The following is a 22,887-nucleotide window of genomic DNA, read 5'->3' on the forward strand; positions in this document are numbered from 1 at the left end:
GATATAAATCAAAGGAAAAGTCGTCATCACCGGCGACTAAAAAGCGTTATTACCCTTAATGAGTAGGCTATTTTGGTAAAAAAGCTGTGGTTTTTCACCATGCTGTGTCTGTCTACTCCTTCCCGTCGCAGATACCTCTTTACGGCGGCAATTAAGGAGTAACTCGTTATAGGTATGGGTATACTCCGCTGTATCGTTGAGAATAGCGGCACAGCCGATTGACGCCCCTCTTTTTTGCTACGTTTTTTCGGCGACATTACCCCGAAGAAAGAAGGTAACATGTTTAAACGGTGTTTTTCTCCTCTTACGCTGGTTAACCAACTGGCGCTGATTGTCATGCTCTCTACCGCTATCGGCGTGGCGGGGATGGCGGTTTCCGGCTGGCTGGTTCAGGGCGTACAGGGTAGCGCTCATGCGATTAATAAAGCGGGCTCATTGCGTATGCAAAGCTATCGACTACTGGCCGCTGTCCCGCTGGATGCTAAAGATCAAAAGCTGCTGGATGAGATGGAGCAAACGGCATTCAGCCCTGAACTGACCCGCGCCGCTGAGCGAGACGGGCAGCAAAAGCAGCTTAAAGCGTTGCAGGATTACTGGCATAACGAACTCTCGCCAGGGCTACAGCACGCGCAAAACGCGCACGCGGTCGCAGAAGATGTCACGCGCTTTGTGGCGGGCCTGGATCGCCTGGTGACGTCGTTCGACCATACTACTGAATTGCGTATCGAACGCGTGGTATTAGTTCACCGGGTAATGGCGATCTTTATGGCGCTATTGCTGGTATTTACGATTATCTGGCTACGTGTTCGCCTTTTGCAGCCCTGGAAACAGTTGTTATCAATGGCGCGCGCCGTCAGTCAGCGCGACTTTACCCAACGTGCCAATATCAGTGGACGCAATGAGATGGCCGCGTTGGGTTCTGCGCTCAATAATATGTCTGAAGAACTGGCCGAAAGTTATGCGGTACTGGAACAGCGCGTACAGGAAAAAACAGCCGGTCTGGAACATAAAAACCAGATTCTCTCGTTTTTGTGGCAAGCCAACCGCCGACTGCATTCACAGGCTCCGCTATGTGAGCGTCTTTCACCGGTACTGAATGGCCTGCAAAATTTAACCCAGTTGCATGATATTGAGCTGCGAGTCTATGACCTGGAAGATGAAGATAATCACCAGGAATTTACCTGTCAGTCGGACATCAGTTGCGATGATAAAGGCTGCCACCTTTGCCCACGTAGCGCCCTGCCGATGATTAATGGCGGCACCACCTTAAAATGGCGGCTCACCGACTCTCACACCCAATACGGTATTTTGCTGGCGACGCTGCCCTATGGACGCCATCTCAGCCACGATCAGCAACAGTTGGTGGACACGCTGGTTGAACAGCTTACCGCGACTCTGGCGCTCGACAGGCATCAGGAGCGCCAGCAGCAGTTGATTGTCATGGAAGAGCGTGCCACCATTGCCCGCGAACTGCATGATTCTATTGCCCAGTCGCTCTCTTGTATGAAGATGCAGGTGAGCTGCCTGCAAATGCAGGGCGACGTGTTACCGGAAAGCAGCCGTGAGTTACTCAGCCAAATTCGCAATGAGCTGAACTGCTCCTGGGCGCAACTGCGCGAACTGTTAACCACTTTCCGCTTACAGTTGACGGAACCCGGGCTACGTCCGGCGCTGGAAGCAAGCTGCCAGGAGTTCAGCGCCCGGTTTGGCTTTACGGTAAAACTGGATTATCAGCTTCCCCCCCGCCTGGTGCCTTCACACCAGGCGATACACCTGTTGCAAATTGCCAGGGAAGCCCTCAGCAACGCCCTTAAACACTCTCATGCCGACGATGTGGTGGTGACAGTGACGCAATGTGGCAAACAGGTCAAACTAAAAGTGCAGGATAATGGCTGCGGCGTCCCGGAAAACGCCGAACGCAGTAATCACTACGGCATGATCATCATGCGCGATCGGGCGCAAAGTTTGCGCGGCGATTGCCAGGTACGCCGACGCGAGACTGGCGGAACAGAGGTCACTGTTACTTTTATTCCAGAAACAAACTTCACAGAAACCCAGGGAGATACCCATGAATAATCAGGAACCGGCAACCATCCTGTTAATCGACGACCATCCGATGCTACGCACGGGTGTAAAGCAGCTTGTGAGTATGGCGCCCGATATCAGCGTGGTCGGAGAAGCCAGCAACGGTGAGCAGGGTATTGACCTGGCGGAATCGCTCGATCCCGATCTGATCCTCCTTGATTTGAATATGCCGGGAATGAATGGTCTCGAAACGCTGGATAAATTACGCGAAAAAGCGCTGTCAGGACGTATTGTCGTTTTCAGCGTATCCAACCATGAAGAAGATGTCGTCACGGCGCTAAAGCGCGGCGCGGATGGTTATCTGTTGAAAGACATGGAGCCGGAGGACTTGCTCAAAGCGTTACAACAGGCCGCCGCCGGCGAAATGGTATTAAGTGAAGCGTTAACGCCGGTACTGGCGGCCAGCCTCCGGGCCAACCGCGCCACCACCGATCGCGATGTAACGCAACTCACCCCGCGTGAGCGCGATATTCTGAAGCTCATCGCGCAGGGATTGCCAAATAAGATGATTGCCCGGCGTCTGGATATCACCGAAAGTACGGTCAAAGTGCACGTGAAACATATGCTCAAGAAAATGAAGCTGAAATCGCGCGTGGAGGCCGCCGTCTGGGTGCATCAGGAACGCATCTTTTAATTATTGCTCCTGGAACGGTTGCCAATGCGGATTATCGTCCGGCATCGTGATAAACGGTTCAGTCAGCGCGAGCGTGATCTCATTGGAAGAGACACGCTGACCTTTTTCATCCTCAACCACCACCGATAAACGCCAGCGATTTGCCGCGCCTTCGCGGTGATCCCAGGCCGGCATAATGATTGTCCAGCCCTCGGTACTGCGGGTGTCCGTTCCTGCCGTCAAACTTAATGCCTGTGTATCGCCCTGCCAGCTCAAATGACGAATACCGTGCACGCTGCGCACCTGCAATTTTAACGCAACCGTCTCACCAGGCGTAAGATCCCAGGGCGGCGTCGCCAGAAAAACCGTTAACGTTTTACGCTGCCGATACTCCATTGTCGGCAGCGAGTTACGTTGCGGCGTATCATAGCGGCTACCGCGTAATGACTGGCTTTGCGCCACTTCACTGGCGGCAAGCTGCTTTTTGAGCGGCACGCCGAAGCGGTAGTTAAGCGTCAGCCCCAGGTTATTCTGACTGACCCCGCTCTCGCCCTGTTTGTGCTGGGCGGTCATGGTAAGCAAAGGTACTGGCGTATAGTTGAGACCCAGTTTTAACGCGACAGGATTGTGATACCCCGTTCCGGAGTCAAACAGATCCACGCTATCGCCAAAGTACTGCTCCAGGCTAACGCTGGTATTGATATGCTGGTAAAACGGCAGCCGCATTTGCGCGTTGATATCATATCCGCGCGCCATTCGCTGTTCTAAGGTCGCCGTATGCGTCTGCCAGTCGGCAAAAGGCTGATAATAGTTGGCGGATAAACGCAAATATTCTCCCCACGCCTCCGCGCCAAAGCCGGCGCGCTGCAGATTTTCATCCAGCAGATTATCGTAAAAGGTATTATAGCCAAGAAGCCAGCCATCCTGCGCCCAGCGCTGTCCTACGCCAACGTTGCTTACCAGTCCGTCAGTCTGTTGCGTAAGACCAAGCTGGCTCCAGGTCAGATAGCGCTGTTTATCCTGTAAAGGGATAAACCAGCTTCCGCGACTGCCGTTAAAATGACCTTCGTTATCGACGTTAATATCCACGCTGGCGCTGCCCCAGGCTGATAGCCAGCTTTCAAGCTGCTGGTTAACCTGCTCGCTGACCACATCGCGTACCTGTCCGAAAGCAAATTGCCGCGCCTGTTCACCGGTATCCAGATCGTTATTTTTCATGCTGGCTTCGCCAAACGCTTTGGCCATCTCGGCAAAATGCTTTTCCCCTTCGTGGGATTCCGGCATCATGCCTAAATCCGGCAGACGGTTTTGCGTGAAAGGGTCTTGCGCCTGCGCACGGATCGTACCGCTGGCAGCCAGCAAGAGAAGCGAGAGTGAGAATGAACGAAAAACAATACGGCTCAACGTGTCGGCAACTTCTACAACAAAAGATAAGAGGAATGGCATCAGAGTAAACCATAACGTGTCCGGACAGGTTTTGCAGCCTTTTCTCGTGCTTCCAGGAATATCCTTATTTTTTCCGCAGAGCGTCCCGGGATTTTATCCACGCATTTGGCGGTACCCGGTTCCCGAGGTAACATAACGCCATTGCCGACAAAATTTCTCGAGGAGAAGGGTTATTCATGCAAAATATCGTCATTATCGCTAACGGCGCCGCCTACGGCAGCGAATCATTATTTAATAGCCTGCGTCTGGCCATTGCGCTGCGCGAGCAGGAAAGTCATCTCGATTTACGCCTGTTTTTGATGTCAGATGCCGTAACCGCAGGGTTACGCGGTCAAAAACCAGCCGAAGGCTACAATATTCAGCAAATGCTGGAAATTCTGACCGCGCAAAACGTACCGGTAAAATTATGCAAAACCTGTGCGGACGGACGTGGTATCACTCCCCTGCCGCTGATTGACGGTGTGGAAATCGGAACGCTGGTCGAGCTGGCGCAATGGACGCTGGCGGCGGACAAAGTGCTGACATTTTGAATCTGTACGCGGGAAAAGCTCCCGCGTCAGGATAGACTTCCGGCAAGAAAATCAGGCCAACACGTGAGTAATACCGCGTTTATTTTTTCTTATGCCATTTATCATCCTCGCCTTTTTCATAATCGTTTTTAACCGCTGCCCAGGCGACTTTGTGTGCGGTTTCCTCGCGGCTGGCGTCATCACGACGATCGGCTTTATCTTTATATTGCTCCCAGGCGCTATTAAAGGCTTCTTTGTAAATGTCCTGGGCATGGGCTGGAAGAACATTCCGCACATTATCGGGTAAATCACTTTTGGCTTTATACGGCATCAGCGCCTCCGTCTTCAGGGAAAACATTAAGTGTGGTAAACAATGCGTTATTACGCCAGTCGAGGAGAATTTTTGCTTTTTACGGAAATTAACTTTTTGTTATTTAAACACTGTTAAAACAAGATGCTTGTTTTACTGACCTTGAAAGAAAAAAATCGTCTACGCCGTAAAACTACGTAAAAAACCACTAAAAAAATACAAATTTCTGCTATTTTTACCTTCTTTACTCTTTCCAAAATATTAACACCTGCACAAGGGAGACCCTCATGACACATGCCTGTGAGGCGGTGAAAACCCGCCATAAGGAGACTTCGCTTATTTTCCCGGTTCTTGCGCTGGTAGTGCTGTTCCTTTGGGGAAGCAGCCAGTCACTACCAGTGGTTATTGGCATCAATATCCTTGCACTTATTGGTATTTTAAGCAGCGCATTTAGCGTGGTCCGTCATGCCGATGTATTAGCGCATCGACTCGGCGAACCCTATGGATCGCTTATTTTAAGCCTGTCCGTCGTTATTCTTGAGGTGAGTTTAATTTCAGCGCTGATGGCCACCGGCGATGCTGCGCCAACGCTTATGCGCGATACGCTCTACTCTATTATTATGATTGTCACCGGGGGACTGGTCGGTTTCTCGTTGTTGTTGGGCGGGCGTAAATTCGCAACGCAATATATGAATTTATTCGGGATTAAGCAGTATCTTATCGCGCTGTTTCCGCTGGCGATTATTGTGCTGGTTTTTCCCATGGCATTGCCGCAAGCCAATTTTTCTACCGGTCAGGCATTATTGGTCGCGTTAATTTCCGCCGCGATGTACGGCGTATTTTTGTTGATTCAAACCAAAACGCACCAGAGCTTATTTATCTATGAACATGAAGATGAAGGCGATGATGACAATCCACACCACGGTAAACCCTCCGCGCACAGTAGCGGCTGGCATACGGTCTGGTTACTCATTCATTTAATTGCGGTCATTGCCGTTACCAAAATGAATGCCAGCCCGCTGGAGGCGTTGCTGACCAGCATGAACGCCCCGGTCGCCTTTACCGGTTTCCTGGTCGCGCTGTTAATTCTCTCGCCGGAAGGACTGGGCGCGCTGAAGGCGGTACTGAATAATCAGGTTCAGCGGGCAATGAATCTGTTCTTCGGATCGGTGTTGGCGACGATTTCATTAACCGTGCCGGTCGTCACGCTCATCGCCTGGGCGACAGGTAATGATCTGGTGTTTGGTTTAGGCGCGCCGGAAATGGTAGTGATGGTGGCCTCGTTAGTGCTGTGCCATATTTCGTTCTCTACCGGACGCACCAACGTGCTAAACGGCGCGGCGCATCTGGCTTTATTTGCCGCCTATCTGATGACGATTTTTGCCTGATATAAAAAAGCCGGATAGTATCTTATCCGGCCTACACAAGCTAAAACCGCAATCAGTTCTCGGTATCCAGCTCGTCGAAGCTTTTCACCAAATCATCAATCGCTTTTATCTGGGTCAGGAACTGCTCCAGTTTCGCCAGCGGCAGCGCGGAAGGACCGTCGCACTTCGCGTTAGCCGGGTCCGGATGCGACTCCAGGAACAGGCCCGCCAGACCGACAGCCATACCGGCGCGCGCCAGCTCGGTCACCTGACCACGACGACCGCCAGAGGCGGCGCCAAATGGGTCGCGGCATTGCAGCGCATGGGTAACGTCGAAAATCACCGGCGAGTTGCCGGAGACCTTTTTCATCACGCTAAAGCCCAGCATATCCACCACCAGGTTGTCATAACCGAAGTTCGCGCCGCGGTCGCACAGAATCACCTTATCGTTACCGCCCTCATGGAACTTATCCACGATATTGCCCATCTGACCCGGGCTTACGAACTGCGGCTTTTTCACGTTAATCACAGCGCCGGTTTTCGCCATCGCTTCCACCAGGTCGGTCTGGCGCGCCAGAAACGCCGGGAGCTGAATCACGTCAACCACATCAGCCACAGGCTGCGCCTGGCTGGCTTCATGGACGTCAGTGATCACTTTTACGCCAAATGTCTGTTTGAGTTCCTGGAAGATTTTCATCCCTTCTTCCAGACCCGGCCCACGGTAAGAGTGAATAGAGGAACGGTTGGCTTTATCAAAAGAGGCCTTGAACACGTAAGGAATACCCAGCTTCTGGGTAACGGTTACGTAGTGCTCACAAATGCGCATTGCCAGATCGCGTGACTCCAGCACGTTCATACCGCCAAACAGCACAAACGGCAGGTCATTTGCCACCTTAATGTCGCCAATGTTAACCACTTTTTGTTTCATAGGATCGCCTTACACTTATAGGTAAAATGTCGGTTAATTAATGTAGAACAATTTGCTTGTGCGCAATGGTGTTGATCTGCGCACGAATCATTTCGCTGATCGGGTCTTCCGGACACTGTTCAACGAAGTAGCTTAAATCAGTCAGCGCAACGTGTTCACACTCAAGCTGCGCGTAGATCAACCCGCGGTCACGGATTTCGTAAGGATCTTCCGGGTTAAATTGCAACAATGCTTCGCTAACGCGCAGCGCCAGCTCCATTTGCCGTTCCTCCATCAGCGAGGATTTCAGCGTATCCAGTAGCTTACGAATCACTTCGGCGTTATCCGCCTCGTCCAAATCTTCGTTAAACAACTCGGCGACCGGACTAATATTGCCTTTTAACCAGACTTCCAGAGTATGTTCATCAAGCGTTTCACCGTTGAATGGGTTAATCAGCCACATTTCCCCTTCCAGCGATTCAATACGCAAAATCAACTGCGTTGGGAAGATAACGGGCACCAACGGCAAATCAAGACGGTTTGCTATCCATAATAAAATAGCGCCCAACGATACCGCGCTCCCCTGGCGTTTTTTCAGGACTTTATCGAGCCATAAAGCATCAGAAAGACGGTAGACGCCGCGGGAGTCCGTGAACCCCCACTCGCCGTAAAAAAGTGCCAGCAATTTTTCCAGTTGCTCATCCTGAGACAGGAGCTGGCTAATTTCTTCCTGCGCCAGACTGACCAGACGTTCCAGTTCGTCGTAGACAAACTGCGTGGGAAAATCCAGGCGAATCATCTCTGATGCCAGGATCATGCCATCACACAGCGGCGCATTGTTAAATTCGAAATCAGCTAACGACCTCATGACTTACCCCAGTAACGGTATTTTTGTGGTGGCGAGTTTAATGATGATGTACAGCACCACCAGCGCCAGCGGGAAAGCGATAAAACGCGCCTGCTGGCTGCGCGCCTGACGATAATCAAGCGCAATAAAACCCAAAACGATGTAGATGATAACGCCAAACAGTTTTTCAGTCAGCCATGAGCCCGACTCCGTGAATGGCAGGATGTGCGTTTTAACGATTAACCCAATACCGCTAAGCAGTAACAGGGTATCTATGACGGGAGGCACGATTCGTGTCCAGCGCGCGGCGGCCAACGCATGGCCGCAATAGCGCCACCAGTAACGAGCGACAAACAAACTGACGGAGAGCGCAACACAGATAAGATGAAGCGTGAGCAGCATCGCAATTGTCATGGCGTAAAACGTCCGCAGGTCACACGTTCATTACCACCATAATCACGACACGTTTCTACATCCATGTAACCAGACCGCCTGAAAACCGCTCTTACCGCTTCGCCCTGCTGCCAACCGTGTTCCAGCAGCAGGAAGCCGCCGGGCGTTAACATCTGGCGGGCGTTATCGATAATATGCGTAAGATCCGCCATACCGTTTTCGTCCGCCACCAACGCCGAGCGCGGTTCAAAGCGTACATCGCCTTCGCTAAGGTGCGGGTCCTGCGCGTCAATGTAGGGCGGATTGCTGACAATCATGTCGAACTGCTGCCCCGATAGCGCACTGAACCAACAACTTTGCAGTATACGCACATTCCGGATAGCCAAATGTTCCGCGTTGCGTATCGCCAGCGCAACCGCATCAGGCATACGATCGACCGCAGTCACCTCGCAATCCGGTCGCTCGCAGGCCAGCGCCAGCGCAATCGCGCCGGTTCCGGTGCCTAAATCCAGAATACGACAGGTTTTTACCGGCAATCGCGCCAACGCCTGTTCCACCAGACATTCGGTATCCGGGCGCGGGATTAGCGTGGCGGGAGAAACGAAGAGCGGCAGCGACCAGAATTCGCGTAAGCCCGTCAGGTACGCAATAGGTTCGCCCTGTTTACGCCGCTGCAGCAGGTCCGCGAGCTGTTGTTGCTGGACGTCGGTAAGCGGCGTTTCGCCAAAGGCCATGATATATGTCCGCCCCTTGCCCGTAACGTACTCAAGCAGGATCTCGGCGTCGCGCCGGGGGCTGTCGCTGTCCCGGAGCTGGTTTACCGCCTCATGCAGCCAGTGCTGAAAATCCATTATTCCTGCTCGGATAAGGCGGCTAACAGGTCAGCCTGATGTTCCTGAACAATCGGCTCTATCAGCATATCCAGCTTACCTTCCATCGTTTCATCAAGGCGATATAACGTCAGATTAATACGATGATCGGTCACGCGCCCCTGCGGGAAATTATAGGTCCGGTTACGATCGCTGCGATCGCCGCTGCCAAGCAGATTGCGGCGCGTTGACGCCTCGGCCTGCTGGCGTTTTGCCGTTTCGGCGGCGTGAATGCGCGCCCCGAGCACCGAGAGCGCTTTCGCTTTGTTTTTATGCTGCGAACGCTCGTCCTGGCATTCCACCACGATGCCGGTCGGCAAGTGGGTAATACGGATAGCGGAGTCGGTGGTGTTAACGTGCTGACCGCCCGCGCCGGAAGAACGAAACGTATCAATGCGCAGATCCGCCGGGTTAATATCCGGCAGCTCGGCTTCCGGCAGCTCCGGCATCACGGCGACGGTACAGGCGGAGGTATGGATACGCCCCTGCGACTCGGTCGCCGGAACACGCTGTACGCGGTGTCCGCCGGACTCAAATTTCAGTCGGCCATACACGCCGTCGCCGCTGATTTTGGCGATGATCTCTTTATAACCGCCATGCTCGCCTTCGCTCATGCTCATGATCTCCACGCGCCAGCGGCGCGCTTCGGCATAACGGCTGTACATGCGGAACAGATCGCCGGCAAACAGCGCGGCTTCGTCGCCGCCGGTGCCGGCGCGAACCTCAAGGAACGCGTTTCGTTCATCGTCCGGATCTTTCGGCAGCAGCAGTACCTGTAACTGTTGCTCCAGTTGTTCGCTTTTTTCTTTCGCTTCGCGCAGTTCTTCCTGCGCCATTTCTCGCATTTCAGGATCGTCGAGCATCATCTGAGCCGTCTCGATATCGTCCTGAACCTGTTGCCAGTCCGTAAAACAGCGAGAAACGTCGCTTAATTGCGCATATTCGCGCGACAATGCGCGAAAGCGGTCCTGGTCGGCGATAATTCCCGCATCGCCCAGCAACGCCTGAACTTCCTCATGGCGTTCGTGCAGGGCTTCCAGTTTGGCAACGATAGAAGGCTTCATAGGCGTAAATTCACCCTGTAAAAAAGTGTGGTGTGTGCTGCTACTCCAGCCCGAGGCTGTCGCGCAGAATATTCAGGCGTTCGTCATCCCCGTCACGGGCAGCCTGTTGAAGTGATTTCGTTGGCGCATGAATCAGGCGGTTGGTCAGTTTCCATGCCAGATCCTGCAAGATGGCTTGCGCATCACCGCCCTGTTGAAGGGCCGACAGCGCTTTGGTAGTCAGTTCGTCACGAATCTGCTCCGACTGACTACGGTATTCCCGAATGGTCTCGCTGGCCCCCTGGGCGCGTAGCCAGGCCATAAACTCGCTGGCTTCCTGCTCAACAATCGTTTCCGCTTCCACCGCCGCAGCCTGACGCTGCGCCAGATTATGCGAAATGATGCTCTGTAAATCATCGACGCTATAAAGATAAGCGTTCGCCAGTTTGCCGACTTCCGGCTCAACGTCGCGCGGTACGGCGATATCCACCAGCAGCATCGGCTGGTTGCGACGGCTTTTTAATGCGCGCTCCACCATGCCTTTACCGATAATCGGCAGCGGGCTGGCGGTCGAACTGATGATAATATCGGCATCCTGCAAACGGGCGTCGATATCGCTGAGCGAGATAACCTCAGCGCCTACTTCATCCGCCAGGGCTTGCGCGCGCTCGCGGGTTCGGTTGGCGATAATCATCTTTTGTACTTTATGCTCGCGCAGGTGACGCGCCACCAGTTCAATGGTTTCGCCCGCGCCAACTAACAGTACAGTGACCGTCGACAGCGATTCAAAGATTTGGCGGGCGAGCGTACAGGCGGCAAACGCGACGGAGACGGCGCTGGCGCCGATATCGGTTTCAGTCCGCACTCGCTTGGCGACGGAAAACGACTTCTGAAACATTCGCTCCAGCGCGCTGGCGTTAAGGTGGCCTTTTTGCGAATCCGCAAACGCTTTTTTCACCTGACCGAGGATTTGCGGTTCGCCCAGCACCAGTGAATCCAGACCGCTGGCGACGCGCATCAGGTGGCTGACGGCGTCATTGTCCTGATGCCAGTACAGACTGTTGCGCAGATCGTCCTCATTCAGGTTATGGTAATCGCATAACCAGCGGATCAGCGCTTCCTGCAGGTTATCCTGCTCTTCCACGCTCAAATACAGTTCTGTACGGTTACAGGTTGACAGCACGACCCCGCCCTGCACCATTGGCTGCGCAAGCAGGCTGTCCAGCGCCTGATCAAGCGTGTCCGGCGAAAACGTTACGCGTTCTCGCAGCGATACAGGTGCCGTTTTATGGTTAATACCGAGCGCTAAAAGGGTCATGTCTGCGGGAGTAGTACCAGCGTTGATATGGTTAGTCTGCTTGCATCATACAGGATGCGCGTGGTCAATAAAAGAGAGAGCCCCCTTTTGGAGTAATTGGCAGCGCTCGCTAATTTGATGATTTAAGACAACTTGAAAGTAGACGATGTCACCAGGCGGCGCTAGCATTAAAGGCTATAACTGTAACCGATAGCAAAAATTTGCCGAATCGCGGCGCGAACGTTTTTACAGCCTGCAGGTTCAGTTTTCAGGCCTGATAAGCGTAACGCCATCAGGCAATTATTGCACCGTATCACAAGGATTCGTCATCACTATGACCCTGCCCGATTTTCGCCTGATTCGTCTACTGCCGTTAGCAAGCCTGGTTCTCACCGCCTGTACGCTTCCTGGGCATAAAGGCCCGGGCAAGAGCCCGGATTCCCCTCAGTGGCGCCAGCATCAGCAAGAGGTGCGTCATCTGAATCAATACCAGACGCGCGGCGCCTTTGCTTACATCTCAGATGATCAGAAAGTCTATGCGCGCTTCTTCTGGCAACAGACCGGACAGGATCGCTACCGCCTGCTGCTTACCAACCCGCTGGGCAGCACCGAGCTGGAGCTTAACGCCCAGCCGGGCAACGTCCAGTTGGTGGATAACAAAGGCCAGCGTTATACCGCCGATGACGCCGAAGAGATGATCGGCAAACTCACCGGGATGCCGATTCCGTTAAACAGCCTGCGGCAGTGGATCCTCGGCCTGCCTGGCGATGCCACCGACTACAAACTGGACGACCAGTACCGCCTGAGCGAAGTGAACTACCGCCAGGATGGTAAAAACTGGAAAGTGGTTTACGGTGGCTATGACAGCAAAACGCAGCCTGCCATGCCTGCCAATATGGAGCTTTCCGACGGCAGTCAGCGCATTAAGCTGAAAATGGATAACTGGATTGTGAAATGATGACCCATTGGCCTTCTCCGGCAAAATTAAACCTGTTTTTATATATCACCGGACAGCGTGCAGATGGCTACCACACGCTGCAGACGCTGTTTCAGTTTCTGGATTATGGCGACACACTCCACATCGAACCGCGTCGCGATGGCGAAATCCATTTATTAACGCCGGTTAACGGCGTTGAAAATGAAGACAACCTGATCGTCCGCGCCGCGCGGCTGTTGATGAAAGCCGCCTCGGAGAGTGGGCGCCTGCCCGCCGGAAGCGGCGCGGATATCAGCATTGAGAAGCGCCTTCCCATGGGCGGCGGTCTGGGCGGCGGCTCATCTAACGCCGCGACCGTTCTGGTGGCGCTCAATCATCTTTGGCAATGCGGGCTTTCCATTGATGAACTGGCGACGCTCGGCCTGACGCTCGGCGCCGACGTCCCGGTCTTTGTTCGTGGCCACGCCGCGTTTGCCGAAGGCGTAGGCGAAATATTAACGCCGGTGAATCCGCCGGAAAAATGGTATCTGGTCGCGCACCCTGGCGTAAGCATTCCCACACCGGTTATCTTTAAAGATCCTCAATTGCCGCGTAATACGCCAAAAAGGTCAATAGATACGTTACTAAAATGTGAATTCAGCAATGATTGCGAGGTTATCGCAAGAAAACGTTTTCGCGAGGTTGATGCGGCGCTTTCCTGGCTGTTAGAATACGCGCCGTCGCGCCTGACTGGGACAGGGGCCTGTGTCTTTGCTGAATTCGATACAGAGTCTTGTGCTCGCCAGGTGCTTGAGCAAGCCCCGGAATGGCTCAATGCTTTTGTGGCGAAGGGTGTCAACCTCTCCCCATTGCATCGAGAGTTACTCTAACGCATTCGGGTTTCAGGAAGATGGCGAAATGACGAGTCGCCGGTCATATATGCCGTATTTGACCGGTGTGAGGCATCGATACCAGCGCACATGAAACGTGAATGAAGACGAGTAAGCCGGGCAAGCTGAGCTTCGGTGACAACGTCACCTTGTTCCAGACGTTGCATCGCGCTCTTTAATACACCGCCTGGATAGGATTTTGCCTGGCCCGCACAGTTTTCGGCAGATTCTTTCCACCAATGGACGCATGCCTGAGGTTCTTCTCGTGCCTGATATGAAGCTTTTTGCTGGTAACGCCACCCCGGAACTAGCACAACGTATTGCCAACCGCCTGTACACTTCTCTCGGCGACGCCGCCGTAGGTCGCTTTAGCGACGGCGAAGTCAGCGTACAAATCAACGAAAATGTACGCGGTGGTGATATTTTCATCATCCAGTCCACTTGTGCCCCAACCAACGACAACCTGATGGAATTGGTCGTTATGGTTGATGCCCTGCGTCGTGCTTCCGCAGGTCGTATCACCGCCGTTATCCCCTACTTTGGCTATGCACGTCAGGACCGTCGCGTACGTTCCGCCCGTGTGCCGATTACCGCAAAAGTTGTCGCTGACTTCCTGTCCAGCGTCGGCGTTGACCGCGTTCTCACCGTAGATCTGCATGCTGAACAGATCCAGGGCTTCTTTGACGTTCCGGTTGATAACGTGTTCGGTAGCCCAATCCTGCTCGAAGATATGCTGCAACTGAATCTGGATAACCCGATCGTGGTTTCCCCGGATATTGGCGGCGTGGTTCGTGCCCGCGCTATCGCTAAGCTGCTGAACGATACCGATATGGCTATCATTGATAAACGTCGTCCGCGCGCGAACGTTTCTCAGGTGATGCACATCATCGGCGACGTCGCTGGCCGTGACTGCGTGCTGGTTGATGATATGATCGATACCGGCGGTACTCTGTGCAAAGCAGCAGAAGCATTGAAAGAACGTGGCGCTAAACGCGTGTTTGCCTACGCGACGCACCCGATCTTCTCAGGCAATGCGGCAAACAACCTGCGCAACTCCGTCATTGATGAAGTCGTTGTCTGCGACACCATTCCGCTGACCGACGAAATCAAAGCGCTGCCGAACGTGCGTACCTTGACTCTGTCAGGTATGCTGGCCGAAGCGATTCGCCGTATCAGCAACGAAGAATCGATTTCCGCCATGTTCGAGCATTGATCGAACCCGGATCTGAAACCCGCTGCGGCGGGTTTTTTTGTCTGTAACACCCTTTTGTATGACTTATGCCTCCTTCACCTGCCATTTAGTTGACAGATGATGCGCTCATGGATGAAACATTATTGTGAACAAATTATTTTCCTCACATGTGATGCCTTTCCGCGCTCTCATCGATGCTTGCTGGAAAGAAAAATATACCGCCTCCCGGTTCACCCGTGATGTGATAGCCGGGATCACCGTCGGGATTATTGCTATCCCGCTGGCGATGGCGCTGGCAATTGGCAGTGGCGTTGCGCCGCAGTATGGCCTCTATACCTCCGCTGTCGCCGGGATCGTGATCGCGCTAACCGGCGGCTCGCGCTTTAGCGTTTCCGGCCCTACCGCCGCGTTTGTGGTGATTTTGTATCCGGTGTCGCAACAGTTTGGTCTGGCGGGCCTACTGGTCGCCACGCTGATGTCGGGCTTCTTCCTGATCCTTTTCGGCCTGGCGAGACTGGGGCGATTGATTGAATATATCCCGGTGTCGGTCACGTTGGGTTTTACCTCAGGGATTGGTATTACCATCGGTACCATGCAGATTAAAGATTTTCTTGGTCTGCAGATGGCCCATGTGCCAGAGCACTATTTGCAGAAAGTCGGCGCGCTGTTTATGGCGTTGCCCACCGTCAATATTGGCGATGCCGCCATTGGCGTGGTAACGCTGGGAACGTTGATTTTCTGGCCGCGTCTCGGTATTCGTCTGCCAGGACATCTTCCCGCGCTACTGGCCGGTTGCGCCGTGATGGGGATCGTTAATCTGCTGGGCGGCAATGTGGCGACTATCGGCTCACAGTTCCATTACGTTCTGGCTGACGGCACTCAGGGCAACGGCATCCCGCAGCTCCTGCCGCAACTGATGCTGCCGTGGAGTCTTCCTGGCTCCGATTTCACGCTAAGCTGGGATTCACTGCGCGCGCTGCTGCCAGCGGCTTTCTCAATGGCAATGCTGGGGGCAATCGAATCATTGCTCTGCGCCGTCGTGCTGGACGGCATGACCGGCACCAAACATAAAGCTAACAGCGAACTTATCGGCCAGGGACTGGGGAATATGGTCGCGCCGTTCTTTGGCGGCATCACCGCCACCGCCGCGATTGCCCGCTCTGCCGCCAACGTTCGCGCTGGCGCGACCTCTCCCATCTCGGCGGTAATTCACGCTATCCTGGTCATTCTGGCGCTACTGGTCTTGGCCCCGCTACTCTCCTGGCTGCCGCTTTCCGCGATGGCGGCGCTACTGCTGATGGTGGCATGGAATATGAGTGAAGCCCATAAAGTGGTGGATCTGTTACGCCATGCGCCGAAAGACGACATCATCGTTATGCTGCTGTGCATGTCATTAACGGTTCTGTTTGATATGGTCATCGCCATCAGCGTGGGGATTGTCCTTGCTTCCCTGCTGTTTATGCGCCGTATTGCGCGAATGACTCGACTTGCGCCGGTCAATGTCGATGTGCCTGATGATGTGCTGGTGCTGCGTGTTATCGGTCCACTCTTTTTCGCCGCGGCGGAAGGGCTGTTTACTGACCTTGAGTCACGTATTAAGGGCAAACGTATCGTCGTTCTGAAATGGGACGCAGTACCAGTGCTGGATGCAGGCGGGCTTGATGCTTTTCAGCGTTTTGTGAAGCGTCTGCCGGAGGGTTGCGAATTGCGTATCAGTAATCTGGAGTTCCAACCGCTGCGCACAATGGCGCGTGCCGGTATCAAACCTATTCCTGGGCGTCTGACCTTCTTCCCGAACAGGACGGAGGCGTTAGCGGATTTACTCAGTTAATGGACAATGCCCGGTGGCGATAACGCTTACCGGGCCTGAACCGGTTAGCTATGACGACGATTGTCGTTACGGCGGCAACGTTTGTCATAGTGACGTACCCACCAATATTTGTCGCTCACCTGCTCATGCCCCCCTACACGAGCCCCTGCCAGCCAAAGAACTGCACCGACAAAAATACTCAGTATTGCGCCATGCGCAAAAAATTGCGGCAAATTAAACTGCGGCAGTTGGTTTAAAATAGAGTAACCCACGCCGACAACCATCACGACCAGCCCCAACCCCATCAGCACGTTACCGAATAACGAAGCGTTTTTGCGTTTCATATGTCACCTCCGGAACTTTTGGGTTGTTTTTAGGAAATCCCCCTAAACTTTATGTGTAAAGTATAGACAACACTTCCATTTGTAAGTGCGGGTGTGATCACAAATGTAAAGTTTCATTTAACAAAACTTTACAAATAACACTCTGAACAGTTTACATTTTTAATAATCAATGCTGGCAATTATTTAATTTACTTCAGAGTGTCGCTGTGTTTTGTCAAGCGGGCAGACAGACAGTAAACTACGCGCCAGTTATGGATCTACTCAGGACAAAAAACGTGGCAATTAAATTGATTGTTGGTCTGGCGAATCCCGGTGCGGAATATGCCGCGACGCGACACAATGCAGGCGCATGGTACGTCGATTTACTGGCGGAGCGCCTGCGCGCGCCGTTGCGTGAAGAGCCTAAATTCTTTGGCTATACCTCACGCATCACGCTGGAAGGGGAAGATGTTCGCCTGCTGGTACCCACCACGTTCATGAATCTCAGTGGTAAAGCAGTTGGCGCAATGGCCAGTTTTTACCGTATTCAGCCGGACGAAATTCTGGTCGCTCACGATGAGCTGGATCTCCCTCCGGGCGTGGCGAAATTTAAACTTGGCGGCGGCCACGGCGGCCACAATGGTCTGAAAGACATCATCAGCAAGCTGGGCAATAATCCCAACTTTCACCGCTTACGCGTTGGAATTGGTCATCCAGGCGATAAAAATAAAGTTGTTGGTTTCGTGCTGGGTAAACCCCCTGTTTCTGAACAAAAATTAATTGATGAGGCCATTGACGAAGCGGCACGCTGTACGGAATTGTGGTTCAAAGAGGGTCTGGCCAAAGCAACAAGCCGTTTGCATACCTTTAAGGCGCAATAACCAGTGATGTGCGGCATTTTTGCCGCACGCCGTGTATAATAGGCGAAGTTATTTCCATTTCTGCAATCTGTTTTCTATAACAGGTTGATTATTAAGATATTAAGGTGAGTTAAATCATGGGATTCAAATGCGGTATCGTCGGTCTGCCCAACGTCGGGAAATCCACCCTGTTCAACGCGCTGACAAAAGCCGGTATTGAAGCGGCAAACTTTCCGTTCTGCACTATCGAACCGAATACCGGTGTCGTTCCGATGCCCGATCCGCGTCTGGACCAGTTGGCTGAGATTGTTAAACCGCAACGCATTCTACCAACCACGATGGAGTTCGTGGATATCGCCGGTCTGGTAAAAGGCGCATCCAAAGGCGAAGGGTTGGGTAACCAGTTCCTGACCAATATCCGTGAAACCGAAGCTATCGGTCACGTGGTTCGCTGCTTTGAGAACGATAATATCATCCACGTGGCGGGTAAAGTAAATCCGGCAGAAGATATTGATGTTATCAATACCGAACTGGCGCTGGCTGACCTCGATACCTGCGAGCGCGCTATCCATCGCGTACAGAAGAAAGCCAAAGGCGGCGATAAAGACGCCAAAGCGGAACTGGCCGCGCTGGAAAAATGCCTGCCGCACCTGGCCGAAGCGGGGATGCTGCGTTCGCTGGACCTGACGGACGAAGATAAAGCGGCTATCCGTTATTTAAGCTTCCTGACGCTGAAGCCGACAATGTATATCGCTAACGTCAATGAAGACGGTTTTGAAAATAACCCGTATCTGGACCAGGTTCGCGAAATCGCCGCGAAAGAAGGTTCGGTCGTGGTTCCGGTGTGTGCCGCCGTCGAAGCTGATATTGCTGAGCTGGATGATGACGAGCGCGACGAATTTATGGCTGAACTGGGTCTGGAAGAGCCGGGGCTGAACCGCGTTATTCGCGCAGGTTATCGTCTGCTGAACCTCCAGACCTATTTCACCGCCGGGGTGAAAGAGGTTCGCGCATGGACCATTCCGGTTGGCGCAACCGCGCCGCAGGCAGCAGGTAAAATCCATACCGACTTCGAAAAAGGCTTTATCCGCGCCCAAACTATCGCCTTTGACGACTTTATTACCTATAAAGGTGAACAAGGCGCGAAAGAAGCCGGTAAGATGCGAGCGGAAGGCAAAGATTACATCGTTAAAGATGGCGATATAATGAACTTCCTGTTCAACGTCTAAATAACATTTGTTGTCTCATGAGGTTTTGCTGAATCTCATGACAGCGGTAAAACCCTATAAAATCCACGCAATGGCGTGGATTTTTCATTTCATAATGTCTCAACTCATCTCGTAACAATGCTGTCAAAAATGAGTACAACATTCTTCCATCTTCATTTTAAGTAAGTACAAGAACGGTATAATAAATAAACAAGGCCCCGTTATGCTCACCGATACGCAATGCCGCACTGCCAGGGCCATAGTGTGAATGTTGTTTCGTCTAAGGTTTTGACTCTATACCAGCGAAAAGCTTTTTAGAAAGGTATAGATACCGTATAGCCTGTTTGGGTTAACTCATATCACAGTATCGTACATAGCCTCAGATCTTGTTCAGGTGTTCCCCCCTACACTCACCACCGGGGCTCTTAGGGCAACTGCATGAACTACAAAATTATAATCATTTTGCAACTCTGAAACTAATTATAATTTGCGATTGCACTGCCATTAATTTAATACGCATAATGAATGAATAAAAAATCATTAAAATCGTAGACTGTAATACTCCAGAATCGCGTGAAAGAATTCATATTAAAATATTGAGATGTTTTTTTAACAAAGAATCAACCCTGTTTGCTCTGTGACTATAGAGAAATACCGAAAGTTTTATTTTAGATCAAATCCAACCGGCTGGACGCACCATCATCAATTTTAGATTGACATTCATTAATAATAGTAGAATAGTGACCATAGAAATTTCGGTAGATATACAGGATGATGCCGTGGATAGTTTTATTTATAATTTAATCATTTTCTTATTTATTGCCTTTTTGATAACGTTTTTTATATTCACACAAAGAATAAAAGCTAAAGCAATAGATAAAATTGACAATAGTTTGACGCTTTACAGCATTATCTTTAACAAGGGCGTTCAGGACCATGTCACATCTCCTCAGAATATCATATCACATTTAAAAATCGATCGTTTTTACCCGTTGGTCACTTACATCCCTGCAATCCCACTCTTTTTTCTTGTTTTATATTGCCAGGAAGGCTTGTCATTAGCAATATTAACAATTTCCATCATAGCATTACTTTCATTTGCTGCATTGAGTCTTACAATGTCACTTGATATATATGAAAATGCTATTGTTCATAATACTTTGCTAAGGAAAAGAGTCTTTTTATTTAGCCAACTTGACTCTATTGATGAAAAAATAGACTATGACGGTGTTCCAAACACAAAAGAAGAAGCGCTAATGTATCCAAGATATTATGTCATAGTAAAAAATGGGCGAGTCATCTTTTGCATACCGAAAACACTTAGCAATTACTCCAGTTTCAAAAAAAATTTCAAAGAATCGTCTATGTTTATAAAAGAAATAATAGGCAACGAATATTAACCAGATAATTAACCCATTATTTATCAGGAAGGTATAAAATGTTTCAGAATTCAGGCGAAGTGATTATGTACTTCGGTTGTTTTTTATTTTCCTTACCATTTATTCTTGTTTTAATTAGAAAAGTGCTTTTTTTTGTTGGGCTACAATATAATTTTCTTCATAGCCACAAAGCTGGTGTCGCTTTTGGATTGCTACTTATATATGGACTTATCATCGCATACATAGGGCAGTCGTATAAAGACAGGATCTGCAATGATGTAATGCTTTCTTATTATGAACAAGGTATAAATTATTCTGAGCTAACGCCATCGCAGAGAATAAATATATTATATGCGAGTATTCATATGCCTATAGATTTCAAAAAAGGTAACGACGTCTCTAAGTACTTACCTGCGTTAGAAAAATACACATACCAATCAAAAATATATAAACATAAATCAATAGAAGAGGCCAAAGAAGAGACAAATCAATTTATGAAAACATTCACACAATAATTATACACACTGCATACCAAGCCACAAGTGCGGTAAACACATCGACCTTTGGTGTATTGGTGTACATTAACACTAAGAGCCTATCCCACCAGGCGTTATTGGCGCAGCCAGTTTGGACACGGACAGCGCGCAAAAACCGGAGCGTACACGTAGTACGTGAGGTTTGACTCGCTACGCTCGCCCTTCGGGCCGCCGCTAGCGGCGTTCAAAACGCTAACGCGTTTTGGCGAGCACTGCCCAGGACCAAAATGGCAAGTAAAATAGCCCTAATGGGATAGGCTCTAAGCGTCAATCCCTCTTACACAGTTATAGCAGCGCACCAGGTACAATGCATTGATACTTAAAGACTGGTGTAGAAATTCATAATTGGAAACATCGAAGATTCGGAGTTTTCGTCAGAGATCGGGCCAGGATCAATCTGGCCGGGATCTCAAAAATGCATGGAACTAAAACGAGTCTATTTACAGTAAGTTCTTTTCTTAATTACCAGTCGACATTCACTGTATGATTATAAAAAGGGTGCTGGTCCTTTAGCGGCGTCTCATAACTTGGGATCGCATCATAATCATCTTTTCCCCAAACGGAATACCTTCCCGCTTCGATATCAAAACGATGTTTGAGCCATCCCGCAACATGACTTGCGAAAGCTTCTTTTCTTCTTAATGGCCAATCAACAGAAGCCAAATTAACATCTAATAAGTACCGCCCTTCTTTATTAACGTTGATCATTCCAGCCTGCAGTAACGCCCGTACCACCTGGGATTGGTTATCATGAATCCAGACCCAGGCATTTCCAAATTCCATTGCATAACTATCATTTAGAAAATCTTTTTTTGAGTATAATTCACTTACATAATCATTGATAGAGTCAGCATAATTTTTTACTTTAGATGCAGATAAATCAAAAAAAGATTCAAATTCGAAAGTATTGTCATTAATACAGGACAGTAACGCACCCGGTTCCGAGAGCTGGGTCCATGATTGTAAACTCTCTACAGCTATAATGAATTTGAAAGTGTTTCTTCCAATGATACCCCGGTCAATTAAAGTTAAAATATCGTGAGCTACGGTAGGGATATCTTCTACAAACGGGACGATTATTCCCGCACCACTTATTTCGCTTGATTTAAAATCAAACCCTGGGGTGCTTTCAATGTTTTCCGGAATACCATACTCTTTAATATGGTTAAGGAAACTTTTAATATCGCCACGATATGGCCATCGCCATTCGCGTTCATGTGTCCAGTCAATCTTACCTGGAACATAAGTAACATATCTATATTGTTCAATTAAAGGAAGAGCCGTTTCATCAAGAATACGTTCCCCGTTTCTGCCTTGCGAGCATCGAGCATTGTTATGCTGATCCAACCCATATATGACTGGCCTTGCCCCATAATTAAACATTTGCTCTTTAGGTAAAACGATTGCATATAAACCGATTTTTTCTTTTCGTTCTAATCGGCGAACACCAGTTTCTAAATAAGCTGCAATCGGCATATCTGTAAAGCATACCACCGGGGAGTCACCATATACGGTTCGTTGCCCATTTCGGTATGACCAGGACGAGAAAATTTTATGACTGCGTAAAGATAATCTAAGTAAATATTTAGCATCAATGAAACATGCGTGGTGCTGATTATTAAAACCACAGTGTTCAGGCAAATAAATATGGCTACCGGTCTCTAAATCAACGTCCCGAAAAAAATGAATCAAATAATCGGATAAGTCAAATCTGATGTTATTTTTCATGGGACGCCCTCTTTCAAACGGTCTCTTTTTTGCATTCCTTTAAAACCAGCACCATCATTTTATATAAAAATCATCACGAAGTATGCTTCTTTTAACGATGACATCAAATCCTCCCTCCCTTTGCATCAACTTACGTATCCCTGAAATAGCGAGACCAGGCTAAATCTACCCGAGGTGGCTCGCTAAAAACCTCATCCTGGAACAAGCTCAACCGCCCTTCCCCGCCACGGCCCTTTCGCCGAAAAACCGATAATGGGTATAAATATACCGCTATAAGCTATACCCGCACACTTCACATTGTTTCTTATCGTTAATCCGATACGCTTTTTTCACATTATTTCTGGCGGTATACGCCGGTG

22 protein-coding genes are annotated in these 22,887 nt (G+C 50.5%); 12 read left to right on the forward strand and 10 right to left on the reverse strand.

Translation table 11 applies throughout. The features are described 5' to 3' along the window. Positions 1–279: 279 nt before the first annotated feature. Both narX and narL read left to right on the forward strand, forming a co-directional pair. Positions 280–2,076: a nitrate/nitrite two-component system sensor histidine kinase NarX gene (gene narX / locus NA330_RS13005; RefSeq protein WP_000476244.1), complete on the forward strand. Its 1,797-nt coding sequence runs from the start codon at positions 280–282 to the stop codon at positions 2,074–2,076. Next, a complete protein-coding gene (gene narL / locus NA330_RS13010; RefSeq protein ID WP_001064598.1) occupies positions 2,069–2,719 on the forward strand; it encodes a two-component system response regulator NarL in 651 nt (216 codons plus the stop codon). Before narX ends, narL begins: the two co-directional genes overlap by 8 nt. On the opposite strand, the gene NA330_RS13015 is transcribed toward narL, so the two are convergent. Then, a complete protein-coding gene (locus NA330_RS13015) occupies positions 2,720–4,144 on the reverse strand; it encodes a YchO/YchP family invasin (protein ID WP_024149262.1) in 1,425 nt (474 codons plus the stop codon). 176 nt (positions 4,145–4,320) lie between these two features. On the opposite strand from NA330_RS13015, the gene NA330_RS13020 reads away from it, so the two are divergent. Beyond that, positions 4,321–4,674, forward strand: coding sequence for a DsrE/DsrF/TusD sulfur relay family protein (locus NA330_RS13020; protein ID WP_001179794.1), 354 nt, complete (start codon positions 4,321–4,323; stop codon positions 4,672–4,674). A gap of 79 nt (positions 4,675–4,753) precedes the next feature. Here NA330_RS13020 and chaB read toward each other — a convergent pair whose 3' ends face one another. Beyond that, positions 4,754–4,984, reverse strand: a complete 231-nt coding sequence (gene chaB, locus NA330_RS13025) for a putative cation transport regulator ChaB (protein WP_001146392.1) — start codon at positions 4,982–4,984, stop codon at positions 4,754–4,756. Between the two features lie 266 nt (positions 4,985–5,250). Between chaB and chaA the strand changes: the two genes are divergently transcribed. Then, complete coding sequence (gene chaA, locus NA330_RS13030) at positions 5,251–6,351, forward strand: sodium-potassium/proton antiporter ChaA (protein ID WP_000148418.1); 1,101 nt, start codon at positions 5,251–5,253, stop codon at positions 6,349–6,351. A gap of 52 nt (positions 6,352–6,403) precedes the next feature. Here the strand turns inward: chaA and kdsA are convergent, their stop codons facing one another. From kdsA to hemA, 6 genes are read right to left on the reverse strand one after another with little or no spacing between them, the layout of a single operon-like run. Next, positions 6,404–7,258: a 3-deoxy-8-phosphooctulonate synthase gene (gene kdsA, locus NA330_RS13035; RefSeq protein ID WP_000811046.1), complete on the reverse strand. Its 855-nt coding sequence runs from the start codon at positions 7,256–7,258 to the stop codon at positions 6,404–6,406. 37 nt (positions 7,259–7,295) lie between these two features. Next, positions 7,296–8,105 (reverse strand): invasion regulator SirB1, encoded by an 810-nt coding sequence (sirB1, locus tag NA330_RS13040; RefSeq protein ID WP_001257065.1) that lies wholly within the window; start codon positions 8,103–8,105, stop codon positions 7,296–7,298. A gap of 3 nt (positions 8,106–8,108) precedes the next feature. Beyond that, positions 8,109–8,498 carry an invasion regulator SirB2 gene (gene sirB2, locus NA330_RS13045; RefSeq protein ID WP_000150667.1) on the reverse strand — a complete coding sequence of 130 codons (390 nt, stop codon included), beginning with the start codon at positions 8,496–8,498 and terminating at the stop codon, positions 8,109–8,111. Next, positions 8,495–9,328, reverse strand: coding sequence for a peptide chain release factor N(5)-glutamine methyltransferase (prmC, locus tag NA330_RS13050; RefSeq protein ID WP_023242315.1), 834 nt, complete (start codon positions 9,326–9,328; stop codon positions 8,495–8,497). Before prmC ends, sirB2 begins: the two co-directional genes overlap by 4 nt. After that, a complete protein-coding gene (prfA, locus tag NA330_RS13055; RefSeq protein ID WP_000804703.1) occupies positions 9,328–10,410 on the reverse strand; it encodes a peptide chain release factor 1 in 1,083 nt (360 codons plus the stop codon). Before prfA ends, prmC begins: the two co-directional genes overlap by 1 nt. 40 nt (positions 10,411–10,450) lie before the next feature. After that, the gene (gene hemA / locus NA330_RS13060) at positions 10,451–11,707 is read right to left on the reverse strand and encodes a glutamyl-tRNA reductase (protein ID WP_000173208.1); all 1,257 of its coding nucleotides are present in this window, start codon (positions 11,705–11,707) and stop codon (positions 10,451–10,453) included. A gap of 313 nt (positions 11,708–12,020) precedes the next feature. On the opposite strand from hemA, the gene lolB reads away from it, so the two are divergent. The 4 genes from lolB (at position 12,021) to dauA (ending at position 16,515) form a co-directional block, all read left to right on the forward strand. Beyond that, the gene (gene lolB / locus NA330_RS13065) at positions 12,021–12,644 is read left to right on the forward strand and encodes a lipoprotein insertase outer membrane protein LolB (protein WP_000174484.1); all 624 of its coding nucleotides are present in this window, start codon (positions 12,021–12,023) and stop codon (positions 12,642–12,644) included. After that, positions 12,641–13,492 (forward strand): 4-(cytidine 5'-diphospho)-2-C-methyl-D-erythritol kinase, encoded by an 852-nt coding sequence (gene ispE / locus NA330_RS13070; RefSeq protein ID WP_000988257.1) that lies wholly within the window; start codon positions 12,641–12,643, stop codon positions 13,490–13,492. Before lolB ends, ispE begins: the two co-directional genes overlap by 4 nt. A gap of 265 nt (positions 13,493–13,757) precedes the next feature. After that, on the forward strand, positions 13,758–14,705 hold the full coding sequence (prs, locus tag NA330_RS13075; protein ID WP_001518537.1) for a ribose-phosphate diphosphokinase: 948 nt from the start codon (positions 13,758–13,760) through the stop codon (positions 14,703–14,705). 124 nt (positions 14,706–14,829) lie between these two features. Beyond that, a complete protein-coding gene (gene dauA, locus NA330_RS13080) occupies positions 14,830–16,515 on the forward strand; it encodes a C4-dicarboxylic acid transporter DauA (RefSeq protein ID WP_001037181.1) in 1,686 nt (561 codons plus the stop codon). A 44-nt stretch (positions 16,516–16,559) separates the two neighbouring features. On the opposite strand, the gene ychH is transcribed toward dauA, so the two are convergent. After that, complete coding sequence (gene ychH / locus NA330_RS13085) at positions 16,560–16,838, reverse strand: stress-induced protein YchH (RefSeq protein WP_000823878.1); 279 nt, start codon at positions 16,836–16,838, stop codon at positions 16,560–16,562. Between the two features lie 275 nt (positions 16,839–17,113). On the opposite strand from ychH, the gene pth reads away from it, so the two are divergent. From pth to NA330_RS13105, 4 genes are all read left to right on the forward strand, one after another. After that, on the forward strand, positions 17,114–17,698 hold the full coding sequence (gene pth, locus NA330_RS13090) for an aminoacyl-tRNA hydrolase (RefSeq protein ID WP_000985595.1): 585 nt from the start codon (positions 17,114–17,116) through the stop codon (positions 17,696–17,698). A 116-nt stretch (positions 17,699–17,814) separates the two neighbouring features. Then, positions 17,815–18,906 carry a redox-regulated ATPase YchF gene (ychF, locus tag NA330_RS13095; protein WP_000505850.1) on the forward strand — a complete coding sequence of 364 codons (1,092 nt, stop codon included), beginning with the start codon at positions 17,815–17,817 and terminating at the stop codon, positions 18,904–18,906. Between the two features lie 758 nt (positions 18,907–19,664). Next, positions 19,665–20,285, forward strand: coding sequence for a hypothetical protein (locus tag NA330_RS13100; RefSeq protein WP_170911632.1), 621 nt, complete (start codon positions 19,665–19,667; stop codon positions 20,283–20,285). A gap of 38 nt (positions 20,286–20,323) precedes the next feature. Beyond that, complete coding sequence (locus NA330_RS13105) at positions 20,324–20,779, forward strand: hypothetical protein (RefSeq protein ID WP_000487337.1); 456 nt, start codon at positions 20,324–20,326, stop codon at positions 20,777–20,779. Positions 20,780–21,262: 483 nt separating this feature from the next. Here NA330_RS13105 and NA330_RS13110 read toward each other — a convergent pair whose 3' ends face one another. Next, positions 21,263–22,528, reverse strand: coding sequence for a DUF4427 domain-containing protein (locus tag NA330_RS13110; protein ID WP_023242523.1), 1,266 nt, complete (start codon positions 22,526–22,528; stop codon positions 21,263–21,265). Between the last annotated feature and the right edge of the window lie 359 nt (positions 22,529–22,887).

Origin of the sequence: Salmonella sp. NW722 (genome assembly GCF_051702785.1) — a bacterium.
GTDB lineage: Bacteria > Pseudomonadota > Gammaproteobacteria > Enterobacterales > Enterobacteriaceae > Salmonella > Salmonella enterica.

Coding starts and splice junctions, on each gene's coding strand:
- NA330_RS13110 (WP_023242523.1), bottom strand. CDS start 22,528: ATGAAAAATAACATCAGATTTGACTTATCCGATTATTTGATTCATTTT.
- NA330_RS13020 (WP_001179794.1), top strand. CDS start 4,321: ATGCAAAATATCGTCATTATCGCTAACGGCGCCGCCTACGGCAGCGAA.
- ispE (WP_000988257.1), top strand. CDS start 12,641: ATGATGACCCATTGGCCTTCTCCGGCAAAATTAAACCTGTTTTTATAT.
- hemA (WP_000173208.1), bottom strand. CDS start 11,707: ATGACCCTTTTAGCGCTCGGTATTAACCATAAAACGGCACCTGTATCG.
- sirB2 (WP_000150667.1), bottom strand. CDS start 8,498: ATGACAATTGCGATGCTGCTCACGCTTCATCTTATCTGTGTTGCGCTC.
- ychH (WP_000823878.1), bottom strand. CDS start 16,838: ATGAAACGCAAAAACGCTTCGTTATTCGGTAACGTGCTGATGGGGTTG.
- NA330_RS13105 (WP_000487337.1), top strand. CDS start 20,324: ATGTTTCAGAATTCAGGCGAAGTGATTATGTACTTCGGTTGTTTTTTA.
- narL (WP_001064598.1), top strand. CDS start 2,069: ATGAATAATCAGGAACCGGCAACCATCCTGTTAATCGACGACCATCCG.
- kdsA (WP_000811046.1), bottom strand. CDS start 7,258: ATGAAACAAAAAGTGGTTAACATTGGCGACATTAAGGTGGCAAATGAC.
- sirB1 (WP_001257065.1), bottom strand. CDS start 8,105: ATGAGGTCGTTAGCTGATTTCGAATTTAACAATGCGCCGCTGTGTGAT.
- narX (WP_000476244.1), top strand. CDS start 280: ATGTTTAAACGGTGTTTTTCTCCTCTTACGCTGGTTAACCAACTGGCG.
- ychF (WP_000505850.1), top strand. CDS start 17,815: ATGGGATTCAAATGCGGTATCGTCGGTCTGCCCAACGTCGGGAAATCC.
- lolB (WP_000174484.1), top strand. CDS start 12,021: ATGACCCTGCCCGATTTTCGCCTGATTCGTCTACTGCCGTTAGCAAGC.
- prmC (WP_023242315.1), bottom strand. CDS start 9,328: ATGGATTTTCAGCACTGGCTGCATGAGGCGGTAAACCAGCTCCGGGAC.
- prfA (WP_000804703.1), bottom strand. CDS start 10,410: ATGAAGCCTTCTATCGTTGCCAAACTGGAAGCCCTGCACGAACGCCAT.
- chaB (WP_001146392.1), bottom strand. CDS start 4,984: ATGCCGTATAAAGCCAAAAGTGATTTACCCGATAATGTGCGGAATGTT.
- NA330_RS13015 (WP_024149262.1), bottom strand. CDS start 4,144: ATGCCATTCCTCTTATCTTTTGTTGTAGAAGTTGCCGACACGTTGAGC.
- chaA (WP_000148418.1), top strand. CDS start 5,251: ATGACACATGCCTGTGAGGCGGTGAAAACCCGCCATAAGGAGACTTCG.